The organism is Pseudomonas sp. TUM25319 (genome assembly GCF_056388475.1).
This window is the reverse complement of sequence record NZ_CM150751.1, coordinates 6754114-6770211: the sequence shown is the minus strand read 5'-3', so window position 1 is coordinate 6770211 and position 16098 is coordinate 6754114. Positions and strand designations below refer to the sequence as shown.

Genomic DNA, 16098 nt, shown 5'->3' with positions numbered 1-16098 from the left:
GGAGCAGCCTAGATTTCCATCACCAGCGCTTCGATCTGCTCAAGCCGCTCCGCCTGGCTCACCCGTGCCCCCGGGTTCAGCGACGACCACTGCGGGTAGGCGCGCGCCTTGCTCAGCGCCAGCGGCAGCTTGCCTTCGCGCCACACCGTATCGGGCGGGGTGTCGAGCTTTATCCGGTTGACCGCCGCATGCCCGCGGCTGTCCAGCGCCTGCAGCAACTGCTTCTGCCGCACCGCCAGCAGGCGCAGCACGGCGTCGTCCACGGTCAGTTCCTGTTGGCCCTTCAATTTGCCCAGCAGGCGCGAGCCATAACTGCGCGCCGTGCCCAGCGCGCCGCCGGCAATGGCGCCGGCCAGCGCTGCGGCGCCGAGGGTCAGGCCGCCGACGGCGAGGTCGATCCCGGCACCGGCCGCTGCACCGGCCATGGCGCCGCCGCCCAGGCGGATACCCACCTGCTTGAGGGTTTCCGGGTTGAACAGGTCGTCGCCCCAGCGTCCGTCCAGTAATGGCAGATCACCGGCGTTGGCGTCTTCGCGGCGGAAGGCATAGAGCTTGAGCAGCGCCTCGACACAGCGCTGCTCACGCTGGCGCACGGCTTCGCGCAGTTCGCGCACGGCGGCGGCTTCTTCGTCCGGCCTGGCGACCACGCTGCGCCGACAGGCGGCGCAATCCACCAACAGTTCGGCGATCAGACGCCTGGCGCTGTGCTGGCGGGCCTGGCGCTGCGCCTGCTGGTCGTCGATCAGCCGTTGCAGTGCCGGGCGGGCGTTTTCCAGCATCAGGGCGAGGCTTTCATACAAGCGCCGCTCGCCGTCCTCCGGCGGGGCGACGCTGTCGAAACGCACCAGTGCATGCAGCCCCAGCCGGGCCAGGGCCTCGCGCCAGTCGGGCTCGCGGTGGTCGCTGCTGGCGACGAAATTCAGCACCGGCAGCAGCGGTTTGCCGCAACCGGCCAGCACTTCCAGCTCGTCGCGGTACTTGGCCAACACCGGCTCACGGGCATCGATCACGTAGAGCCCGGCATCGCTGGCGAGCAACTGGCGCAGTACCTTGGCTTCCTGTTCAAAACGCTGGCGGGCCTCGGCGCTCTGCAGAAAACGCTCCATCCGGGCCGGGCCGTCGAGGCGCTCGCCGGGCCGCTCCAGGCGCTCCAGGTAGTCCAGCAGGGCAATGGCGTCCTCCAGGCCGGGCGTGTCGTACAACTCCAGCAGCGGTTCACCCTCCACCGACAGGCGTGCACCTTCGACGTGGCGGGTGGTGCTGGGGCGATGGGACACCTCGCCAAAGCCCACGTCGCGGGTCAGGGTGCGCAGCAGCGACGTCTTGCCGACGTTGGTGTGGCCGACGACGGCCAGTTTCAGTGGCTTAGTCATGACCGTGCTCCAGCCAGTTCATCGGCGCCGTGTCGGCGTAGGGCAGTGCCAGCTGTTCCAGGGCCTGATGCCAGTCGCCGAGGCGTTCGGCGTCCAGCGCCTGGCCCGGTGGTGGCTGCATCAGCCAGATGCGCGTGGCCGCGGCGCTGCGGGCCAGTTCGGCGAGCAGCGCGAGGCTGCCGCGATCCGGCGAGCGTCGCGGATCGCAGGCGACGGCCAGTCGCGCCGGCGGGAAGTGGCTGAGCTGGTCCAGCAGGCGCCTGCGGGATTCGCGGCTGTCCAGCACCCCGGCGTTCTTCACCGAGGCCGGTAACGCGGGCGGCCAGGGGCGTTGATCGTCCAGTTCCAGGCCCACCAGCAAGGCGCCTTCGTGTTGCACGTTGTCCTGGCTGCGTTCGATCTGCGGCAACTGCTCGGGGGCCGCGTCGTTCACGCCCAATCGCTCGCTGCTGGGCATCAGTGCCTCGCGCAGGGCGCTGTAGCCGGGGAGCTTGAGGTCCAGGGAGAGCCGCGTGCGGCCCTGGCGCCAGCGCCACAGGCACAGCGCCGCCAGCAGCAAGCGCGGGAGGATGCCGTAGACCATTAGCACTCCGAGCAGCCAGCCGGCCCAGGCCTGGCGGCTGAGGTCCAGCGCCGGCAGGCTGTCGCCGCTGGCGCGGATCATGGCGATATCGGGCGTGCTGAAGCCGAGCAGCGACGGCAGGGCGCCGAGCGCCTGGGTCAGCCCGACGAAGGTATCGGGCTGGAGCAGGGTGGTTTCCCAGACAAAGCCGTAGCGGCGGGTGGACAGCAGCATCAACAGCAGCACCAGCGCCGCGAGCAGGGCCAGCAGCCAGAGACCGTGGACCAGCGTGCCGAGCAGCCAGCGGGTCAGGCGCTGGCGTTGCAACAGCACCAGCAGGGCGGGGGCGAGGTGAGCGGCCCCGGCGTCGCGGGCGAGCTTTTCGCTGAGCCAGAGCCAGAGTCGGCCGAGCGTAGCGCCCTGGTCGCCCGCCAGCACCAGGCCGGCGGCCCAGCCCAGCAACAGCAGCAGGTTGAGCCCGAGCAGGCTGCCCAGGGCCCAGAACACATTGACCGGGCGCTGGCCGTCGCCGAGGGCTGCGAACGCGAGCCCGGCGCCGCTGACCACGGCCAGCACCAGCAGGGCGATCAGCGCCAGGCGGGCGCCGCGTTTGTAATGCTCCAGCGCCTGGCGCAGGCCGTCGCGTTCGGCCAGGAACAGCGCACGGTGTTCGATGCGTTGGCCGAGGTCGCCGCCCTGCTGGCGGGCGCGGCGATTGGCTTCCTGGTCTTCCAGGGGGCCGGTGTGTTCTTCGCGCAGGCGTACCGCTTCGGTCAGCCAGCGTTTGTCCAGGTTGGTCAGTCCAGTCACGTACAGCTTCCTTGAACCATTCACCGGGGAAGCATAACCCAGGCGTCCTTTGCTATTCTCGCCGCCATGAAAACACCACTCCCCCTCAGCCTGATCGTGGCTCTCGCCGAGAACCGCGTCATCGGCCTCGACAACCGCATGCCCTGGCACCTGCCGGGGGACTTCAAGTACTTCAAGGCCACTACCCTGGGCAAGCCGATCATCATGGGTCGCAAGACCTGGGATTCGCTCGGTCGCCCGCTGCCGGGGCGCCTGAACCTGGTGGTCAGCCGCCAGCCGGGGCTGCAACTGGAAGGCGCCGAGGTATTCGCCTCGCTGGAAGATGCCATCGTCCGCGCTGAGCAATGGGCGCGGGAGCAGGGCGTTGACGAGCTGATGCTGATCGGCGGCGCGCAGTTGTACGCGCAGGGGCTGGAGAAGGGGCTGGTGGATCGGCTGTACCTGACCCGGGTGGAGATGAATCCGGAAGGCGATGCCTGGTTCCCCGAGGTGGATCAGGGCGTCTGGAAGAAGGTGTCGAGCCAGCAGGGGCCGGTTGAAGAAGGCAAGCCGGTGTATCACTTCGAGGTGTGGGAAAAGGCTTGAGATTGTGGGGCCGCTTTGCGGCCCTTTCGCCGGCAACGCCGGCTCCCACGCGTTCTGTGGCTACCCCGGAACTGGGAGCTGGCTTGCCAGCGATGAGGCCCTGAAGGCTTACGAATGACTCAACTGCACCTGCTCATCCCCCGCCAGCACCGCCTTGTCGGTCTGACCCATCATCTGGCTGGTAATAGTCCCTGCGGTCATCGAGCCACTGACGTTCAACGCCGTGCGGCCCATGTCGATCAGCGGCTCCACCGAGATCAGCAGCGCTACCAGTTCCACCGGCAAGCCCATGGCCGGCAGCACGATCAGCGCGGCGAAGGTCGCGCCACCGCCCACCCCGGCCACGCCGGCCGAACTCAAGGTCACCACCGCTACCAGCGTCGCGATCCACAGCGGATCGAGCGGGTCGATGCCGACGGCCGGTGCGACCATCACTGCCAGCATCGCCGGATACAGCCCGGCACAGCCGTTCTGGCCGATGGTGGCGCCGAACGAGGCGGCGAAGCTGGCGATGGCCTGTGGCACGCCCAGGCGACGAGTCTGCGCTTCGATGCTCAGCGGGATGCTGGCGGCGCTGGAGCGGCTGGTGAAGGCGAAGGTCAGCACCGGCCAGACCTTGCGCAGAAAGCGCAGCGGGTTGACGCCGCTCAGGGCCAGCAGCACGCCATGTACGCCGAACATCAGCGCCAGGCCGATATAGGACACCACCACGAAACTGCCGAGCTTGAGGATGTCGTCCAGGTTCGAGCTGGCGACCACCTTGGTCATCAGCGCCAGCACGCCGTACGGGGTCAGCTTCATCACCAGGCGCACCAGGCGCATCACCCAGGCTTGCAGGGTTTCGATGGCGGCCAGGGCGCGGTTGCCCTTCTCGGGTTCGTCCTTGAGCAGTTGCAGGGCGGCCACGCCGAGGAAGGCGGCGAAGATCACCACGCCGATGATCGAGGTCGGCCGCGCCCGGGCGAGGTCCCCCACGGGGTTGCTCGGGATGAACGAGAGCAGCAGTTGCGGGATGTTCAGGTCGGCGACCTTGCCCGCGTAGTCGCTCTGGATCACCTGCAAACGCGCGGTTTCCTGGGTGCCGGCCACCAGTCCTTCGGCGCTCAGGCCGAACAGGTTGGTCAGGGCGATGCCGATCAGCGCGGCGATGGCGGTGGTGAACAGCAGCGTGCCGATGGTCAGCACGCTGATGCGGCCCAGGGACGACGCATTGTGCAGCCGTGCCACGGCGCCGAGGATCGAGACGAAGATCAGCGGCATGACGATCATCTGCAGCAACTGCACATAGCCGTTGCCGACCAGATCGAGCCAGCCGATGGTGGCCTTGAGCACTGGATTGCCGGCACCGTAGAGGGCGTGCAGCGCGGCGCCGAACAGCACGCCCAGCACCAGGCCGACCAGCACCTTTTTCGCCAGGCTCCAGTTCAGGTTGCGGGTTTGCGCCAGGCCCAGCAGCAACGCCAGGAACACCAGCAGGTTGAGAAACAGCGGCAGGTTCATTGAAGCTCCAGAAGAATTACGACGCGCACCGCCTCTGTGGGCGGTAGCTGAATCGAAAATGCTAACAGTCTGAAAACAAAGAACTTTAGAACGATATGGAATGGCATGTGTCGTTTTTGGAATAAACACGGGTCGTTTTCAGGCAGGTGGCTGCCGTTGAGGCCCTTGCCGGGGTCGTTGTGAGAGCGGGGCGCAATCAACGGACTGCTTAGGGTTGAACGGCCCCTTTTTCCAGGAGACCCGCACATGACGTTCGCTCCGAAAATGCTCGCCGCCGGCCTGGCCCTGCTGTTCGCCGGCCAGACCCTGGCGGTGGAACTGAAACACTGGCCGGCGCCGGCCGCCAGGCAGCTCGATACGATGATCGCCGCCAATGCCCACAAGGGTAACTACGCGGTGTTCGACATGGACAACACCAGCTATCGCTTCGACCTCGAAGAGTCGCTGCTGCCGTTCATGGAAAACAAAGGCGTGCTGACCCGCGACAAGCTTGACCCTTCGCTCAAGCTGATCCCGTTCAAGGACACCGCCGAGCACAAGGAAAGCCTGTTCAGCTACTACTACCGCCTCTGCGAAATCGACGACATGGTCTGCTACCCGTGGGTGGCGCAGGTGTTCTCCGGCTTCACCCTCAAGGAGCTCAAGGGCTACGTCGACGAACTGATGGCTTCCGGCAAGCCGGTGCCGAGCACCTATTTCGATGGCGACCAGGTCAAGCCCATCGAAGTGCAGCCGCCGAAGGTCTTCACTGGCCAGACCGAACTGTTCAACAAGCTGATGGAGAACGGTATCGAGGTCTATGTCATGACTGCCGCCTCCGAAGAACTGGTGCGCATGGTCGCGTCCGATCCCAAGTACGGCTACAACGTCAAACCGCAGAACGTCATCGGTGTCAGCCTGCTGCTCAAGGACCGCGCCAGCGGCGCCCTGACCACCGCCCGCAAGCAGATCAGCGCCGGCCACTACGACCCGGCCGCCAACCTCGGCCTTGAGCTGACACCGTACCTGTGGACCCCGGCCACCTGGATGGCAGGCAAGCAGGCGGCGATCCTCACCTACATCGACGAGTGGAAGAAACCGGTGCTGGTGGGCGGCGACACCCCGAGCAGCGACGGCTACATGCTGTTCCACAGCGTTGATGTGGCGAAGGGCGGGGTTCACCTGTGGATCAACCGCAAGGCCAAGTACATGGACCAGATCAACGGCATGATGGCCAAGCATGCGGCGGCCCAGGCAAAAGAAGGCTTGCCGGTGACCGCGGACAAGAACTGGGTGGTGGTGACGCCGGAGGAGATCCAGTAGCGCTTTACGGGTGTGTGGGAGCGGCTTCAGCCGCTCCCACTTGGGGTTGTGTTCCCAGTCAACAAAAAACAATACCAATTGCGAATTAATATCATCTTCTGCTAGCGTGCGCTTCCTCTCGAACCCGCCCACCAGGAAGTGCCCGTGTCTTTGTGGAACACGCAGATTGCCCGGCTGTTCGCCGAGCAGAAGAAAGCACTGGAAGCCTTCGTCGCCCGGCGCACTGGCAGCAGCCAGGTGGCCGCGGACCTGACCCAGGAGTCGTTCCTGCGCCTGGCACGGCTGCCCGCCGACAAGAAGGTCGACAACCTGCCGGCCTTTCTCTTCACCATCGCCAGCAACCTGGTGCGCGACCACCAGCGCCAGACGATCCGCCGCGAACGCCTGGACGGCGGCGAGCCCAGCGAAGACCTGCCCTGCGCGGCACCCGGCGCCGAAGAGCAGCTCGCCAGCCAGCAGGATCAACAGTTGATGCACGAAGCCATCGCGGCTTTGCCCGAGGCGACCCGGCATATCTTCCTGCTCTATCATGTCGACGAGCTTTCCTACCGGGAGATCGGCGAACGCCTGAAGATCTCGCCGCGTAGCGTCGAATACCAACTGCGTCGAGCGCTGACCGATTGCCGGGCCTTCATCAAGGCGCGCCTGCTCAACGACACGCCGGGGGCCCGATGACCGATCCCCGTGCTGCCATGGACACACCAATGACCCCAGCCGACGTCCCCGATGACGACGCCCTGTTCGACGAAGCCAGCGGCTGGTACTACCGCCTGCGAGCCGAGGACGTCAGTGCGGCGGACCAGGAAGGTTTCGCCGCCTGGCTGGACCGCGGTCCGGCGCAGGCCCGGGCCTGGGACGAAGTACTGGCGCTGCTCGGCGCCCTGCGTGAGCCGGCCCGGCAGGTACGCGAGGCCGAACGGGCGCGCTGGCGCAAACCGCGCGTGCGGGTCTGGGCCACTGCCGCTGCGGTGCTGCTGGCGGTGGGCGTGCTCACCCTGCAAAGCCCGTGGCCGGACCGCTGGCGCGCGGACTACACCACCGCCACCGGCGAGTCCCGCACCCTGAGCCTGGCCGATGGCTCGCAGATCCAGCTCAACACCGACACCGCCGTGCAGATCGACCTTGGCCAGAACGAGCGCCGGGTCAGGTTGCTGCGGGGCGAGGCCTGGTTCGAGGTCAGCGCCGATGCCGCACGGCCCTTCGTGATCCGCTCCGGCGACGGCTGGGTCAAGGTGGTCGGTACCCGTTTCAGCGTGTCCCGCGAGGGCGACCGCACCCGGGTGCGGGTCGCTCAGGGCAAGGTGCAGGTCAGCGCAGGCGGCAAGCAGACCGTGCTGCTGGAGCCGGGCTTCGGCGTTGACTACCGCGCCGACCATCTGGAGCCCCTGGCCGGTTTCGACGGCGCCGCCGAATTCGCCTGGCGCCAGCGGCAACTGGTGTTCCGCCAGCAGGCGCTGGGTGAGGTGGTGGATGAGCTGAACCGCTACTGGCCGGGACAGACCCTGGTGCTCGGCGAGGCACTGCGCCAGCGCAAGGTGTCCGGGGTGTTCGAGATCGACAAGCCCGACGCCGTGCTCAAGGCGCTCAAGCACACCCTCGGCCTGCAGGCCACGCAGTACACGCCTTATCTGCGGGTGTTGCGCGAAGGCTGAAGAAAAAATTCAGAAAGTTTCAGGGTTTCCCCAAACCCCGTCGTCCTTGAACTCGAAGGCGCAAATAACAAGCACTCTCAGATAGTGCGGCGCCGCGAGACGACTTCGACGATTTTGGGGGAGCACCACGGATGAAACACACCACCAGCCACCACCTGCCGACGCTGCTCAGCCTGGCGATCGCCCTGGGCAGCGGCATCTGCGTGCTGCCGGCGCAGGCCGCCAGCGAGGCCCAGCACCAGGTCTACCGCTTCGATATTCCGGCCCAGTCCCTCGACGGCGCGCTGGCGGCGTTCAGTGCGGTGACCCGGGTGCAGGTGCTGGTGACTTCCGAGGTGACCCAGGGCCTGCGCTCGCCGGGCCTGAGCGGCAGTTATCCACAGAGCGAAGCGCTGGGCCGCCTGCTGGCGGGCAGCGGGCTGGCGGCGACTTACATCGACAACGATAGCGTGACCCTGGAAAAGCGCGTCGCCGGCGATGACACCGTGCAACTGGGCGCCACCCGGATCAATTCCGAGGTGCTTGGCGCCACCACCGAAGGCAGCCGGTCCTACACCACGGGCGCACTGACCATCGGCAAGGGCGAGCAGAAGCTCAAGGACATCCCCCAGTCGGTTTCGGTCGTCACCCGCCAGCGGATGAACGACCAGAACATGAACAACCTGCAGGACGCCATGCGCCAGGTGACCGGCGTCACCATCAAGTCCTACAACTCCGGCTCCAGCCTGAATGACGTGTACATGCGCGGCTTCCTGGTAGACCAGGTGCAGGTCGATGGCGTGTCGCAGGCCACCGGCCAGGGCGATCTGGCCACCAGCTTCGACCTCGCCATGTACGACCGCGTCGAAGTGCTGCGCGGCCCCAGCGGCCTGTACCAGGGCTCGGGCGAACCCGGCGGGACCATCAACGTGGTGCGCAAGCGGGCCCTCGGCACCTTTGGCCTGAACGGCGAGATCTCGGCGGGCTCGTGGGACAACTACCACTCCAGCATCGACGTCACCGGCCCGCTCAACAGCGATGGCAGCCTGCGCGGACGCTTCGTCACCGCCTACGAAGACAACCAGTCCTGGGTCGACTACGCGAAGAACGAGCGACCGATGGTCTACGGCCGCCTGGAATACGACATCACTCCGTCCACCACCCTTTCGCTGGGCGGCACCTACCAGAAAAACCGCACCACACCGGCCTTCGGCCTGCCAGCCTACGCCGATGGCAAGCTGCTGGATGTGAGCCGCTCCACCTTCGTCGATGCCAAGTGGAACGAGCTGGACGAGCGGGTCTGGGAAGGCTTCGCCGAGGTCGATCACGCCCTGGACAACGGCGGCCAGTTCAAGACCTCGCTGACCTACCGTGACGCCGAGACGCCGACCCGCAACTTCACCTGGTCCGACGATGCCGTGGACCCCGCCACCGGCGACAGCTGGGCGGTGGCCTGGTCGTACTACACCCATATCAAGAGCCTCGGCCTGGACAGCTTCGTCACCCTGCCGGTGGAAGCCTTCGGCCGGACCCACGAGGTCACCGCCGGTGTCGAGTACCAGCACCTGAACAAGGACTTCACCTACGGCGGGGGCGAGTACTTTCCGATCAACGTCTTCGACCCGGGCAGCATCGACATTCCCAAGCGCGAGTTCGACATGAACTACGGCACCTGGTCCACCTCCCACCAGTACGGGGTCTATGGTCGTACCAAAATTGCCGCCACCGACGAACTGGACGTGATCCTCGGCAGCCGCGTGACCTGGTTCGAAAGCGAAGGCAAGAACGCCAACGCCTACTTCTCCCAGTTCAAACCGACCGAGACCGACATCAACCGCAAGTTCATCCCCTATGGCGCGCTGGTCTACAAGCTGACCCCGGAACTGTCGGCCTACGGCAGCTACACCAAGGTCTTCAAGCCGCAGACCGACGTCAATGCCAGTGGCGAAGTCATTGCCCCGCGCGAAGGCGAGCAGTACGAACTGGGGCTCAAGCGCGAGTTCTTCGACGGCCGCCTGAATGGCAGCGTGGCGGTGTTCCGCATCTACGACGAGAACCGTGCCGAACTGGTCTCCGGCGGCCAGTACTATCGGGCTCAGGGCAAGGTGCGTAGCCAGGGCTGGGAAACCGAGCTGAGCGGCAACATCACCGACAACTGGAGTGTGGTCACCGGTTACGCCTACACCATGACCAAGTCGCTGACCGGCGCCGATGACGGCACCACCTTCAGCACCATCACGCCCAAGCACAACCTGAACCTCTGGACCGCCTACGAATTCACCGACGGCCCGCTGCAGGACTTCAGCGTCGGGGGCGGCGTGCGGGCGGTGAGCGCGACCTACTACCGTCGCAACGTCGACTTCGAGCAGGGCGGCTACGCCATTACCACGGCGCAGATCGGCTACAAGATCAACAAGCACCTGTCGGTGAAGCTGACCGGCAACAACCTGTTCGATCGCAAGTACTACGAGCGGGTGGACAGTCCGTGGGGTTCGAACTTCTATGGCGAGCCGCGCAACTTCATCTTTACCGTGCGGGCCAGTTATTGAGTGACGGCCTCATCGCCGGCAACGCCGGCTCCCACGAGGTCGGAGGCGATCTCACACCCTGTGGGAGCTGGCGTTGCCAGCGATGAGGCCCCTGAAGGCCCCATAAAAAACCGGCACCCAAGGGCGCCGGTTTTTTTATTCAGCAGACCAACTCACAGCCCGTCAAGCAGGGCCTTGTTGCGTACCGCACCCTTGTCGGCGCTGGTGGCCAGCAGGGCGTAGGCTTTCAGGGCGGTGGTCACTTTGCGCGGACGCTGTTCCACCGGCTTCCAGCCCTTCTGGTCCTGGACGATGCGGCGTGCCGCCAGTTCTTCGTCGCTGACCAGCAGGTTGATCGAACGGTTCGGGATGTCGATCAGCACCTTGTCGCCGTCCTGCACCAGGCCGATGGCGCCGCCAGCAGCGGCTTCCGGCGAGGCGTGGCCGATGGACAGGCCCGAGGTACCACCCGAGAAACGACCGTCGGTCAGCAGGGCGCAGGCTTTGCCCAGGCCCTTGGACTTCAGGTAGGAGGTCGGGTACAGCATTTCCTGCATGCCCGGGCCGCCTTTCGGGCCTTCGTAACGGATGATGACGATGTCGCCTTCCTTCACTTCGTCGGCGAGGATGCCGCGCACGGCGCTGTCCTGGCTCTCGAAGATCTTCGCGTTGCCTTCGAACACGTGAATCGACTCATCGACGCCGGCGGTCTTCACCACGCAGCCGTCCAGGGCGATGTTGCCGTACAGCACGGCCAGGCCGCCTTCTTGCGAGTAGGCGTGCTCGACGCTGCGGATGCAGCCGTTTTCACGGTCGTCATCAACGGTGTCCCAGCGGGTCGACTGGCTGAACGCGGTCTGGGTCGGGATGCCGGCCGGGCCCGCCTTGAAGAAGTGGTGCACCGCTTCGTCGCTGGTCTGGGTGATGTCCCACTTGGCGATGGCTTCTTCCAGGCTCGGCGAGTGCACGGTCGGCACGTCGGTGTGCAGCAGGCCGCCACGGGCCAGCTCACCGAGGATGCTGATGATGCCGCCAGCGCGGTGAACGTCTTCCATGTGGTACTTCTGGATGTTCGGCGCCACCTTGCACAGCTGCGGCACCTTGCGCGACAGGCGATCGATGTCGCGCAGGTCGAACGCCAGCTCCGCTTCCTGGGCCGCGGCCAGCAGGTGCAGGATGGTGTTGGTCGAACCGCCCATGGCGATGTCCAGGGTCATGGCGTTTTCGAACGCCTTGAAGTTGGCGATGTTGCGCGGCAGGACGCTGGCGTCGTTGTCGCCGTAGTAGCGCTTGCACAGCTCGACGATGGTGCGGCCGGCGGTGAGGAACAGTTGCTCGCGGTCGGCGTGGGTCGCCAGGGTCGAGCCGTTGCCCGGCAGGGACAGGCCCAAGGCTTCGGTCAGGCAGTTCATCGAGTTGGCGGTGAACATGCCGGAGCACGAACCGCAGGTCGGGCAGGCGCTGCGCTCGTACTCGGCGACTTTCTCGTCGCTGGCGCTGGAGTCGGCGGCGATGACCATCGCGTCCACCAGGTCCAGGCCGTGGCTGGCCAGCTTGGTCTTGCCGGCTTCCATCGGGCCGCCGGAGACGAAGATCACCGGGATGTTCAGGCGCAGGGCGGCCATCAGCATGCCGGGGGTGATCTTGTCGCAGTTGGAGATGCAGACGATGGCGTCGGCGCAGTGGGCGTTGACCATGTACTCGACGGAGTCGGCGATGATCTCGCGGCTCGGCAGCGAATAGAGCATGCCGTCGTGACCCATGGCGATGCCGTCATCCACCGCGATGGTGTTGAATTCCTTGGCCACGCCACCGGCGCGTTCGACTTCGCGGGCGACCAGCTGACCCAGGTCCTTCAGGTGCACGTGGCCCGGGACGAACTGGGTGAACGAGTTGGCGATGGCGATGATCGGCTTCTTGAAGTCCTCGTCCTTCATGCCGGTGGCGCGCCACAGCGCGCGGGCACCGGCCATGTTGCGGCCGTGGGTGGACGTTTTGGAACGGTAATCAGGCATGAAGCACTCCTGGCGGCTAATCAGGTAACAAATGAGGGGAGTGAGCTTCTCTTCTCCTTTGTACCGCAAGGCAGGTGGCCGCTGGTACGGATGAAGCCGAAGACGCCGCGGGATCGCCGTGCGCTCGGCCAGAGCTCATAAACCCGCCGGGGGATGACTGGCGATGAATAGGCCCGATTCTACACCGCTGGCGGCCTTAGGGAATGGCGCAATAGACAGTTGGCGCGGGGCAAGTCGTTTTTTGGTCGGGCTCGCTTTCCGGGCGCGGGGCGGCTACCGTGATCGGCTTCCCGCTTTGGACTTCCATGGAGGAGCTATGGTCCACCCTGCCGATGTGCCTGCCAGCAGCGCCCTGCGCATGCTTTCCACCACTGCCTGGTTCTTCGACTGCTTCGCCCGCCGGGTCGCTCCGGAACAGAATCTGACCGCGCTCGATGCCTACCAGCGCATGAGCCGTGCGGTGCCGGGCTGGATCAACCAGGCGCTGCGGGTGCGCGACTTCCTGGTCCGTCCGTTCGGCCTCAAGCCTGTGGCGGGCTTCAACCTGCGCGAGCAGAAAACCGCGCGGGTGGGCGACAACCTCGACTTCTTCGAAGTCGCCGCCGTCACCGACAGGGAACTGGTGCTGACCATCCGCGACAGCCATCTGGACGTGCTGATCTCCGTGCACCTGGACCCGGGCAAGCAAGTCAGCCTGACCTCCATCGTCGAACCGCACAATGCGCTGGGGCGGGTCTATATGTGGCTGATCGCGCCGATTCACCGGCGGGTGGTGAAGTCGATGTTGGGCGGGATCTAGATCAACTGAACGCTGCTGAAAGATAACTCTGGACACATCTTTTTTAGGGTGCTCTGATGGGTTTGGCGCGTATGTTTGCTCCTTCGCTCATCAGGGGGATGTGGAGGTGCAAAGCAGACTGTTGATCAAAGAGCTTGAGGCGGCTGGTTGGTTCTTGAAGCGTGTCACGGGAAGCCATCACATTTTCAAGCACCCAAGCAATCCAAACTCAATACCCGTTCCCCATCCTAAAAAGGATTTGCCGCTGGGCACGGTCAAGAGCATCAGGGAGCGGGCAGGGCTGACGTAGGTCGGTCTTATCCTTGGCACCTTGCAGGAGATAACCATGCAATACCCGATCTGCATTGAGTGGGGCGATGAAAATACCGCCACCGGCATCCAGATTCCCGATATCCCCGGTGCGGTAACTGCGGGCGATACCTTTGAGGACGCCTACGCCGCAGCAGTGGAAGTCGCGCACATCATGCTGGAGGAAATTGTCGGTAGCGGTCAGCCCATCCCGATGCCTACCAGCGCAGCTACCCATCGCAACAATCCCGATTTCGCGGACATGGGCTGGGGCATGCTCGAAATCGACATTACGCCTTATCTGGGCAAGACCGAGAAGGTGAATGTCACCCTTCCGGGTTTTGTGATTCAGCGCATTGATCGCTATGTGCGCGACCACAATGTGAAAAGCCGCTCTTCCTTCCTCGCCGATGCCGCGCTGGAAAAACTGGGGCGATAAAAAATCCCGGCACTCAGGCCGGGATTATTCCTTCCATCACCGCACTCAGCTGTTCGGCAGCAAGCGGCAGGTGATGCTCTTGATGTAGCGGGTTTCCGGGATCGCCGGGTGCACCGGGTGGTCCGGGCCCTGGCCGCCGCGTTCCAGCAGCTGGATATTGCGGTCCAGGTGGCGGGCGCTGGTGAGCAGGATGTTCTGCAGGTCGTCTTCGGGCAGGTGCATCGAGCACGAGGCGCTGACCAGGATGCCGTCCTTGCTCAGCAGGCGCATGGCCTGCTCGTTCAGGCGGCGGTAGGCGCCTTCGCCGTTTTTCAGGTCTTTCTTGCGCTTGATGAAGGCGGGCGGGTCGGCGACGATCACGTCGAAGCGCTCTTCAGCCGCCTTCAGCTCGCGCAGGGCGGCGAACACGTCGCCTTCGATGCAGGTCACTTTCTCGGCAAAGCCGTTCAGCGTGGCATTGCGCTCGACGCCGTCCAGGGCGAAGCCCGAAGCATCGACGCAGAACACTTCGCTGGCGCCGAAGGCACCGGCCTGCACGCCCCAGCCACCGATGTAGCTGAACAGGTCGAGCACGCGCTTGCCCTTGACGTACGGTGCCAGGCGGGCGCGGTTCATGCGGTGGTCGTAGAACCAGCCGGTCTTCTGGCCTTCCATCACCGGCGCTTCGAACTTCACGCCGTTCTCTTCCAGGGCCACCCACTCCGGCACTTCGCCGTAGACGGTCTCGACGTAACGCTCCAAGCCCTCGGCATCGCGGGCGGAGGAGTCGTTCTTGAACAGCACGCCACTGGGCTTGAGCACCTGGATCAGTGCGGCCAGTACGTCGTCACGGTGACGTTCCATGGTCGGCGAGGCGATCTGTACCACGAGAATGTGGTCAAAGCGGTCCACCACCAGGCCCGGCAGCAGGTCGGAATCGCCGTAGACCAGGCGGTAGAACGGCTTGTCGAACAGGCGCTCGCGCAGCGACAGGGCGACGTTGAGGCGGTGCACCAGCAGCGATTTGTCCAGCGACAGCTTGATGTCGCGGGACAGCAGGCGGGCGCAGATCAGGTTGTTCGGGCTCAGGGCAACGATGCCCAGCGGCTTGCCGCCGGCGGCTTCGAGGATCGCCTGGTCACCGGCCTTGAAGCCGTGCAGCGGGGTGGCGGCGACGTCGATTTCGTTGCTGTAGACCCACAGGTGGCCGGCGCGCAGGCGGCGGTCGGCGTTGGCTTTGAGGCGAAGGCTGGGCAGGGACATGACGTCGCTCCGGGAAAAAAGAGCGGGAGTATACCGTGTCGGCCCCGCCAGCACCGCGCCGGTGCGACAAATTGCAGGCCCGGCGCCGGCATTTTGGGTTGCCACCTTGCTGTACTGATCAGGTTAGAATTCGCCGTCCGCCGCGAGTAAGAAATCAATGACCCAGGAACTCTCTTCCGAACAGATCCAGCAAGCCCTGCAAGGTATCAGCGTCCCGCCGCAGCCGCAGATCATGGTCGACCTGCAGATGGAGCAGTACATGCCCGACCCTGACCTGGAGACGATCGCCAAGCTGATCTCCCAGGACCCAGGCCTGTCCGGCGCCTTGCTGAAGATCGTCAACTCGCCGTACTACGGACTGACCAACAAGATCGCCTCGATCCAGCGGGCGGTGAACCTGTTGGGCAGCCGTTCGATCATCAACCTGATCAACGCCCAGTCGATCAAGGGCGAGATGAGCGATGAAACCATCGTCACCCTCAATCGCTTCTGGGACACCGCCCAGGACGTGGCCATGACCTGCCTGACCCTGGCCAAGCGCCTCGGCTCCCAGGCGGTGGATGAGGCGTATGCCCTCGGCCTGTTCCACGACTGCGGCGTGCCGCTGATGCTCAAGCGCTTCCCCGACTACATGAGCGTGCTGGAAGACGCCTACGCCAGCGCCAACGACCGCCAGCGCGTGGTGGACACCGAGAATCAGGTGTTCAACACCAACCATGCGGTGGTGGGTTACTACACCGCCAAGTCGTGGCGCCTGCCGGAGCACGTCAGTAACGCCATCGCCAACCACCACAACGCCCTCGCGGTGTTCAGCGACGAGTCGCCGCGCACGGCGCCGCTGAAGAACCTGCTGGCGATCCTGAAGATGGCCGAGCACATCTGTGCCTCGCACCGGGTGCTGGGCAACCAGGGCGTCGACCATGAATGGAATACCGTCGGGCATCTGGTGCTGGACTATGTCGGCCTCTCGGATTACGACTTCGAGAACCTCAAGCAAACCATTCGCGAACTGGGCAGCCACTGA

At 65.1% G+C, this 16098-nt stretch carries 14 protein-coding genes; 9 read left to right on the top strand and 5 right to left on the bottom strand.

What is annotated here, in order from left to right:
• Nucleotides 1-8 precede the first annotated feature (8 nt).
• Together AC05QJ_RS30695 and AC05QJ_RS30690 are read right to left on the bottom strand one after the other, a co-directional pair.
• Nucleotides 9-1373, bottom strand: coding sequence for a GTPase/DUF3482 domain-containing protein (locus AC05QJ_RS30695; protein ID WP_476744907.1), 1365 nt, complete (start codon nt 1371-1373; stop codon nt 9-11).
• On the bottom strand, nt 1366-2745 hold the full coding sequence (locus AC05QJ_RS30690; RefSeq protein WP_476744906.1) for a DUF2868 domain-containing protein: 1380 nt from the start codon (nt 2743-2745) through the stop codon (nt 1366-1368). The genes AC05QJ_RS30695 and AC05QJ_RS30690 overlap by 8 nt, the downstream gene beginning before the upstream one ends.
• Before the next feature lie 66 nt (nt 2746-2811).
• Between AC05QJ_RS30690 and AC05QJ_RS30685 the strand changes: the two genes are divergently transcribed.
• Nucleotides 2812-3330 carry a dihydrofolate reductase gene (locus AC05QJ_RS30685; protein ID WP_476744905.1) on the top strand — a complete coding sequence of 173 codons (519 nt, stop codon included), beginning with the start codon at nt 2812-2814 and terminating at the stop codon, nt 3328-3330.
• A gap of 108 nt (nt 3331-3438) precedes the next feature.
• Here the strand turns inward: AC05QJ_RS30685 and AC05QJ_RS30680 are convergent, their stop codons facing one another.
• A complete protein-coding gene (locus AC05QJ_RS30680) occupies nt 3439-4830 on the bottom strand; it encodes an L-cystine transporter (protein ID WP_476744904.1) in 1392 nt (463 codons plus the stop codon).
• Between the two features lie 246 nt (nt 4831-5076).
• On the opposite strand from AC05QJ_RS30680, the gene AC05QJ_RS30675 reads away from it, so the two are divergent.
• From AC05QJ_RS30675 to AC05QJ_RS30660, 4 genes are all read left to right on the top strand, one after another.
• Nucleotides 5077-6132: an HAD family hydrolase gene (locus AC05QJ_RS30675; RefSeq protein WP_476744903.1), complete on the top strand. Its 1056-nt coding sequence runs from the start codon at nt 5077-5079 to the stop codon at nt 6130-6132.
• Between the two features lie 144 nt (nt 6133-6276).
• Nucleotides 6277-6807, top strand: coding sequence for an RNA polymerase sigma factor (locus AC05QJ_RS30670; RefSeq protein ID WP_476744902.1), 531 nt, complete (start codon nt 6277-6279; stop codon nt 6805-6807).
• Between the two features lie 29 nt (nt 6808-6836).
• Entirely contained in the window at nt 6837-7784 is a 948-nt protein-coding gene (locus tag AC05QJ_RS30665; protein ID WP_476744901.1) for a FecR family protein, read from the top strand.
• A 131-nt stretch (nt 7785-7915) separates the two neighbouring features.
• A complete protein-coding gene (locus AC05QJ_RS30660) occupies nt 7916-10312 on the top strand; it encodes a TonB-dependent siderophore receptor (RefSeq protein ID WP_476744900.1) in 2397 nt (798 codons plus the stop codon).
• A 152-nt stretch (nt 10313-10464) separates the two neighbouring features.
• On the opposite strand, the gene ilvD is transcribed toward AC05QJ_RS30660, so the two are convergent.
• The gene (gene ilvD, locus AC05QJ_RS30655) at nt 10465-12306 is read right to left on the bottom strand and encodes a dihydroxy-acid dehydratase (protein WP_476744899.1); all 1842 of its coding nucleotides are present in this window, start codon (nt 12304-12306) and stop codon (nt 10465-10467) included.
• A gap of 316 nt (nt 12307-12622) precedes the next feature.
• Between ilvD and AC05QJ_RS30650 the strand changes: the two genes are divergently transcribed.
• The 3 genes from AC05QJ_RS30650 to AC05QJ_RS30640 all read left to right on the top strand — a co-directional run bounded on the left by AC05QJ_RS30650 (nt 12623) and on the right by AC05QJ_RS30640 (nt 13832).
• A complete protein-coding gene (locus tag AC05QJ_RS30650) occupies nt 12623-13105 on the top strand; it encodes a DUF2867 domain-containing protein (RefSeq protein WP_476744898.1) in 483 nt (160 codons plus the stop codon).
• 106 nt (nt 13106-13211) lie between these two features.
• A complete protein-coding gene (locus tag AC05QJ_RS30645; protein ID WP_476744897.1) occupies nt 13212-13394 on the top strand; it encodes a type II toxin-antitoxin system HicA family toxin in 183 nt (60 codons plus the stop codon).
• A 36-nt stretch (nt 13395-13430) separates the two neighbouring features.
• Complete coding sequence (locus tag AC05QJ_RS30640; protein WP_476744896.1) at nt 13431-13832, top strand: type II toxin-antitoxin system HicB family antitoxin; 402 nt, start codon at nt 13431-13433, stop codon at nt 13830-13832.
• 45 nt (nt 13833-13877) lie between these two features.
• Here AC05QJ_RS30640 and AC05QJ_RS30635 read toward each other — a convergent pair whose 3' ends face one another.
• Nucleotides 13878-15074: a class I SAM-dependent rRNA methyltransferase gene (locus AC05QJ_RS30635; RefSeq protein ID WP_476744895.1), complete on the bottom strand. Its 1197-nt coding sequence runs from the start codon at nt 15072-15074 to the stop codon at nt 13878-13880.
• Between the two features lie 157 nt (nt 15075-15231).
• On the opposite strand from AC05QJ_RS30635, the gene AC05QJ_RS30630 reads away from it, so the two are divergent.
• Nucleotides 15232-16098 carry an HDOD domain-containing protein gene (locus AC05QJ_RS30630; protein ID WP_476744894.1) on the top strand — a complete coding sequence of 289 codons (867 nt, stop codon included), beginning with the start codon at nt 15232-15234 and terminating at the stop codon, nt 16096-16098.

What these genes read in the sequence shown, in the direction of transcription:
- AC05QJ_RS30695 (WP_476744907.1), bottom strand. Translation starts at nt 1,373, where the DNA reads ATGACTAAGCCACTGAAACTGGCCGTCGTCGGCCACACCAACGTCGGC.
- AC05QJ_RS30685 (WP_476744905.1), top strand. Translation starts at nt 2,812, where the DNA reads ATGAAAACACCACTCCCCCTCAGCCTGATCGTGGCTCTCGCCGAGAAC.
- AC05QJ_RS30680 (WP_476744904.1), bottom strand. Translation starts at nt 4,830, where the DNA reads ATGAACCTGCCGCTGTTTCTCAACCTGCTGGTGTTCCTGGCGTTGCTG.
- AC05QJ_RS30675 (WP_476744903.1), top strand. Translation starts at nt 5,077, where the DNA reads ATGACGTTCGCTCCGAAAATGCTCGCCGCCGGCCTGGCCCTGCTGTTC.
- AC05QJ_RS30665 (WP_476744901.1), top strand. Translation starts at nt 6,837, where the DNA reads ATGACCCCAGCCGACGTCCCCGATGACGACGCCCTGTTCGACGAAGCC.
- AC05QJ_RS30660 (WP_476744900.1), top strand. Translation starts at nt 7,916, where the DNA reads ATGAAACACACCACCAGCCACCACCTGCCGACGCTGCTCAGCCTGGCG.
- ilvD (WP_476744899.1), bottom strand. Translation starts at nt 12,306, where the DNA reads ATGCCTGATTACCGTTCCAAAACGTCCACCCACGGCCGCAACATGGCC.
- AC05QJ_RS30650 (WP_476744898.1), top strand. Translation starts at nt 12,623, where the DNA reads ATGGTCCACCCTGCCGATGTGCCTGCCAGCAGCGCCCTGCGCATGCTT.
- AC05QJ_RS30640 (WP_476744896.1), top strand. Translation starts at nt 13,431, where the DNA reads ATGCAATACCCGATCTGCATTGAGTGGGGCGATGAAAATACCGCCACC.
- AC05QJ_RS30635 (WP_476744895.1), bottom strand. Translation starts at nt 15,074, where the DNA reads ATGTCCCTGCCCAGCCTTCGCCTCAAAGCCAACGCCGACCGCCGCCTG.
- AC05QJ_RS30630 (WP_476744894.1), top strand. Translation starts at nt 15,232, where the DNA reads ATGACCCAGGAACTCTCTTCCGAACAGATCCAGCAAGCCCTGCAAGGT.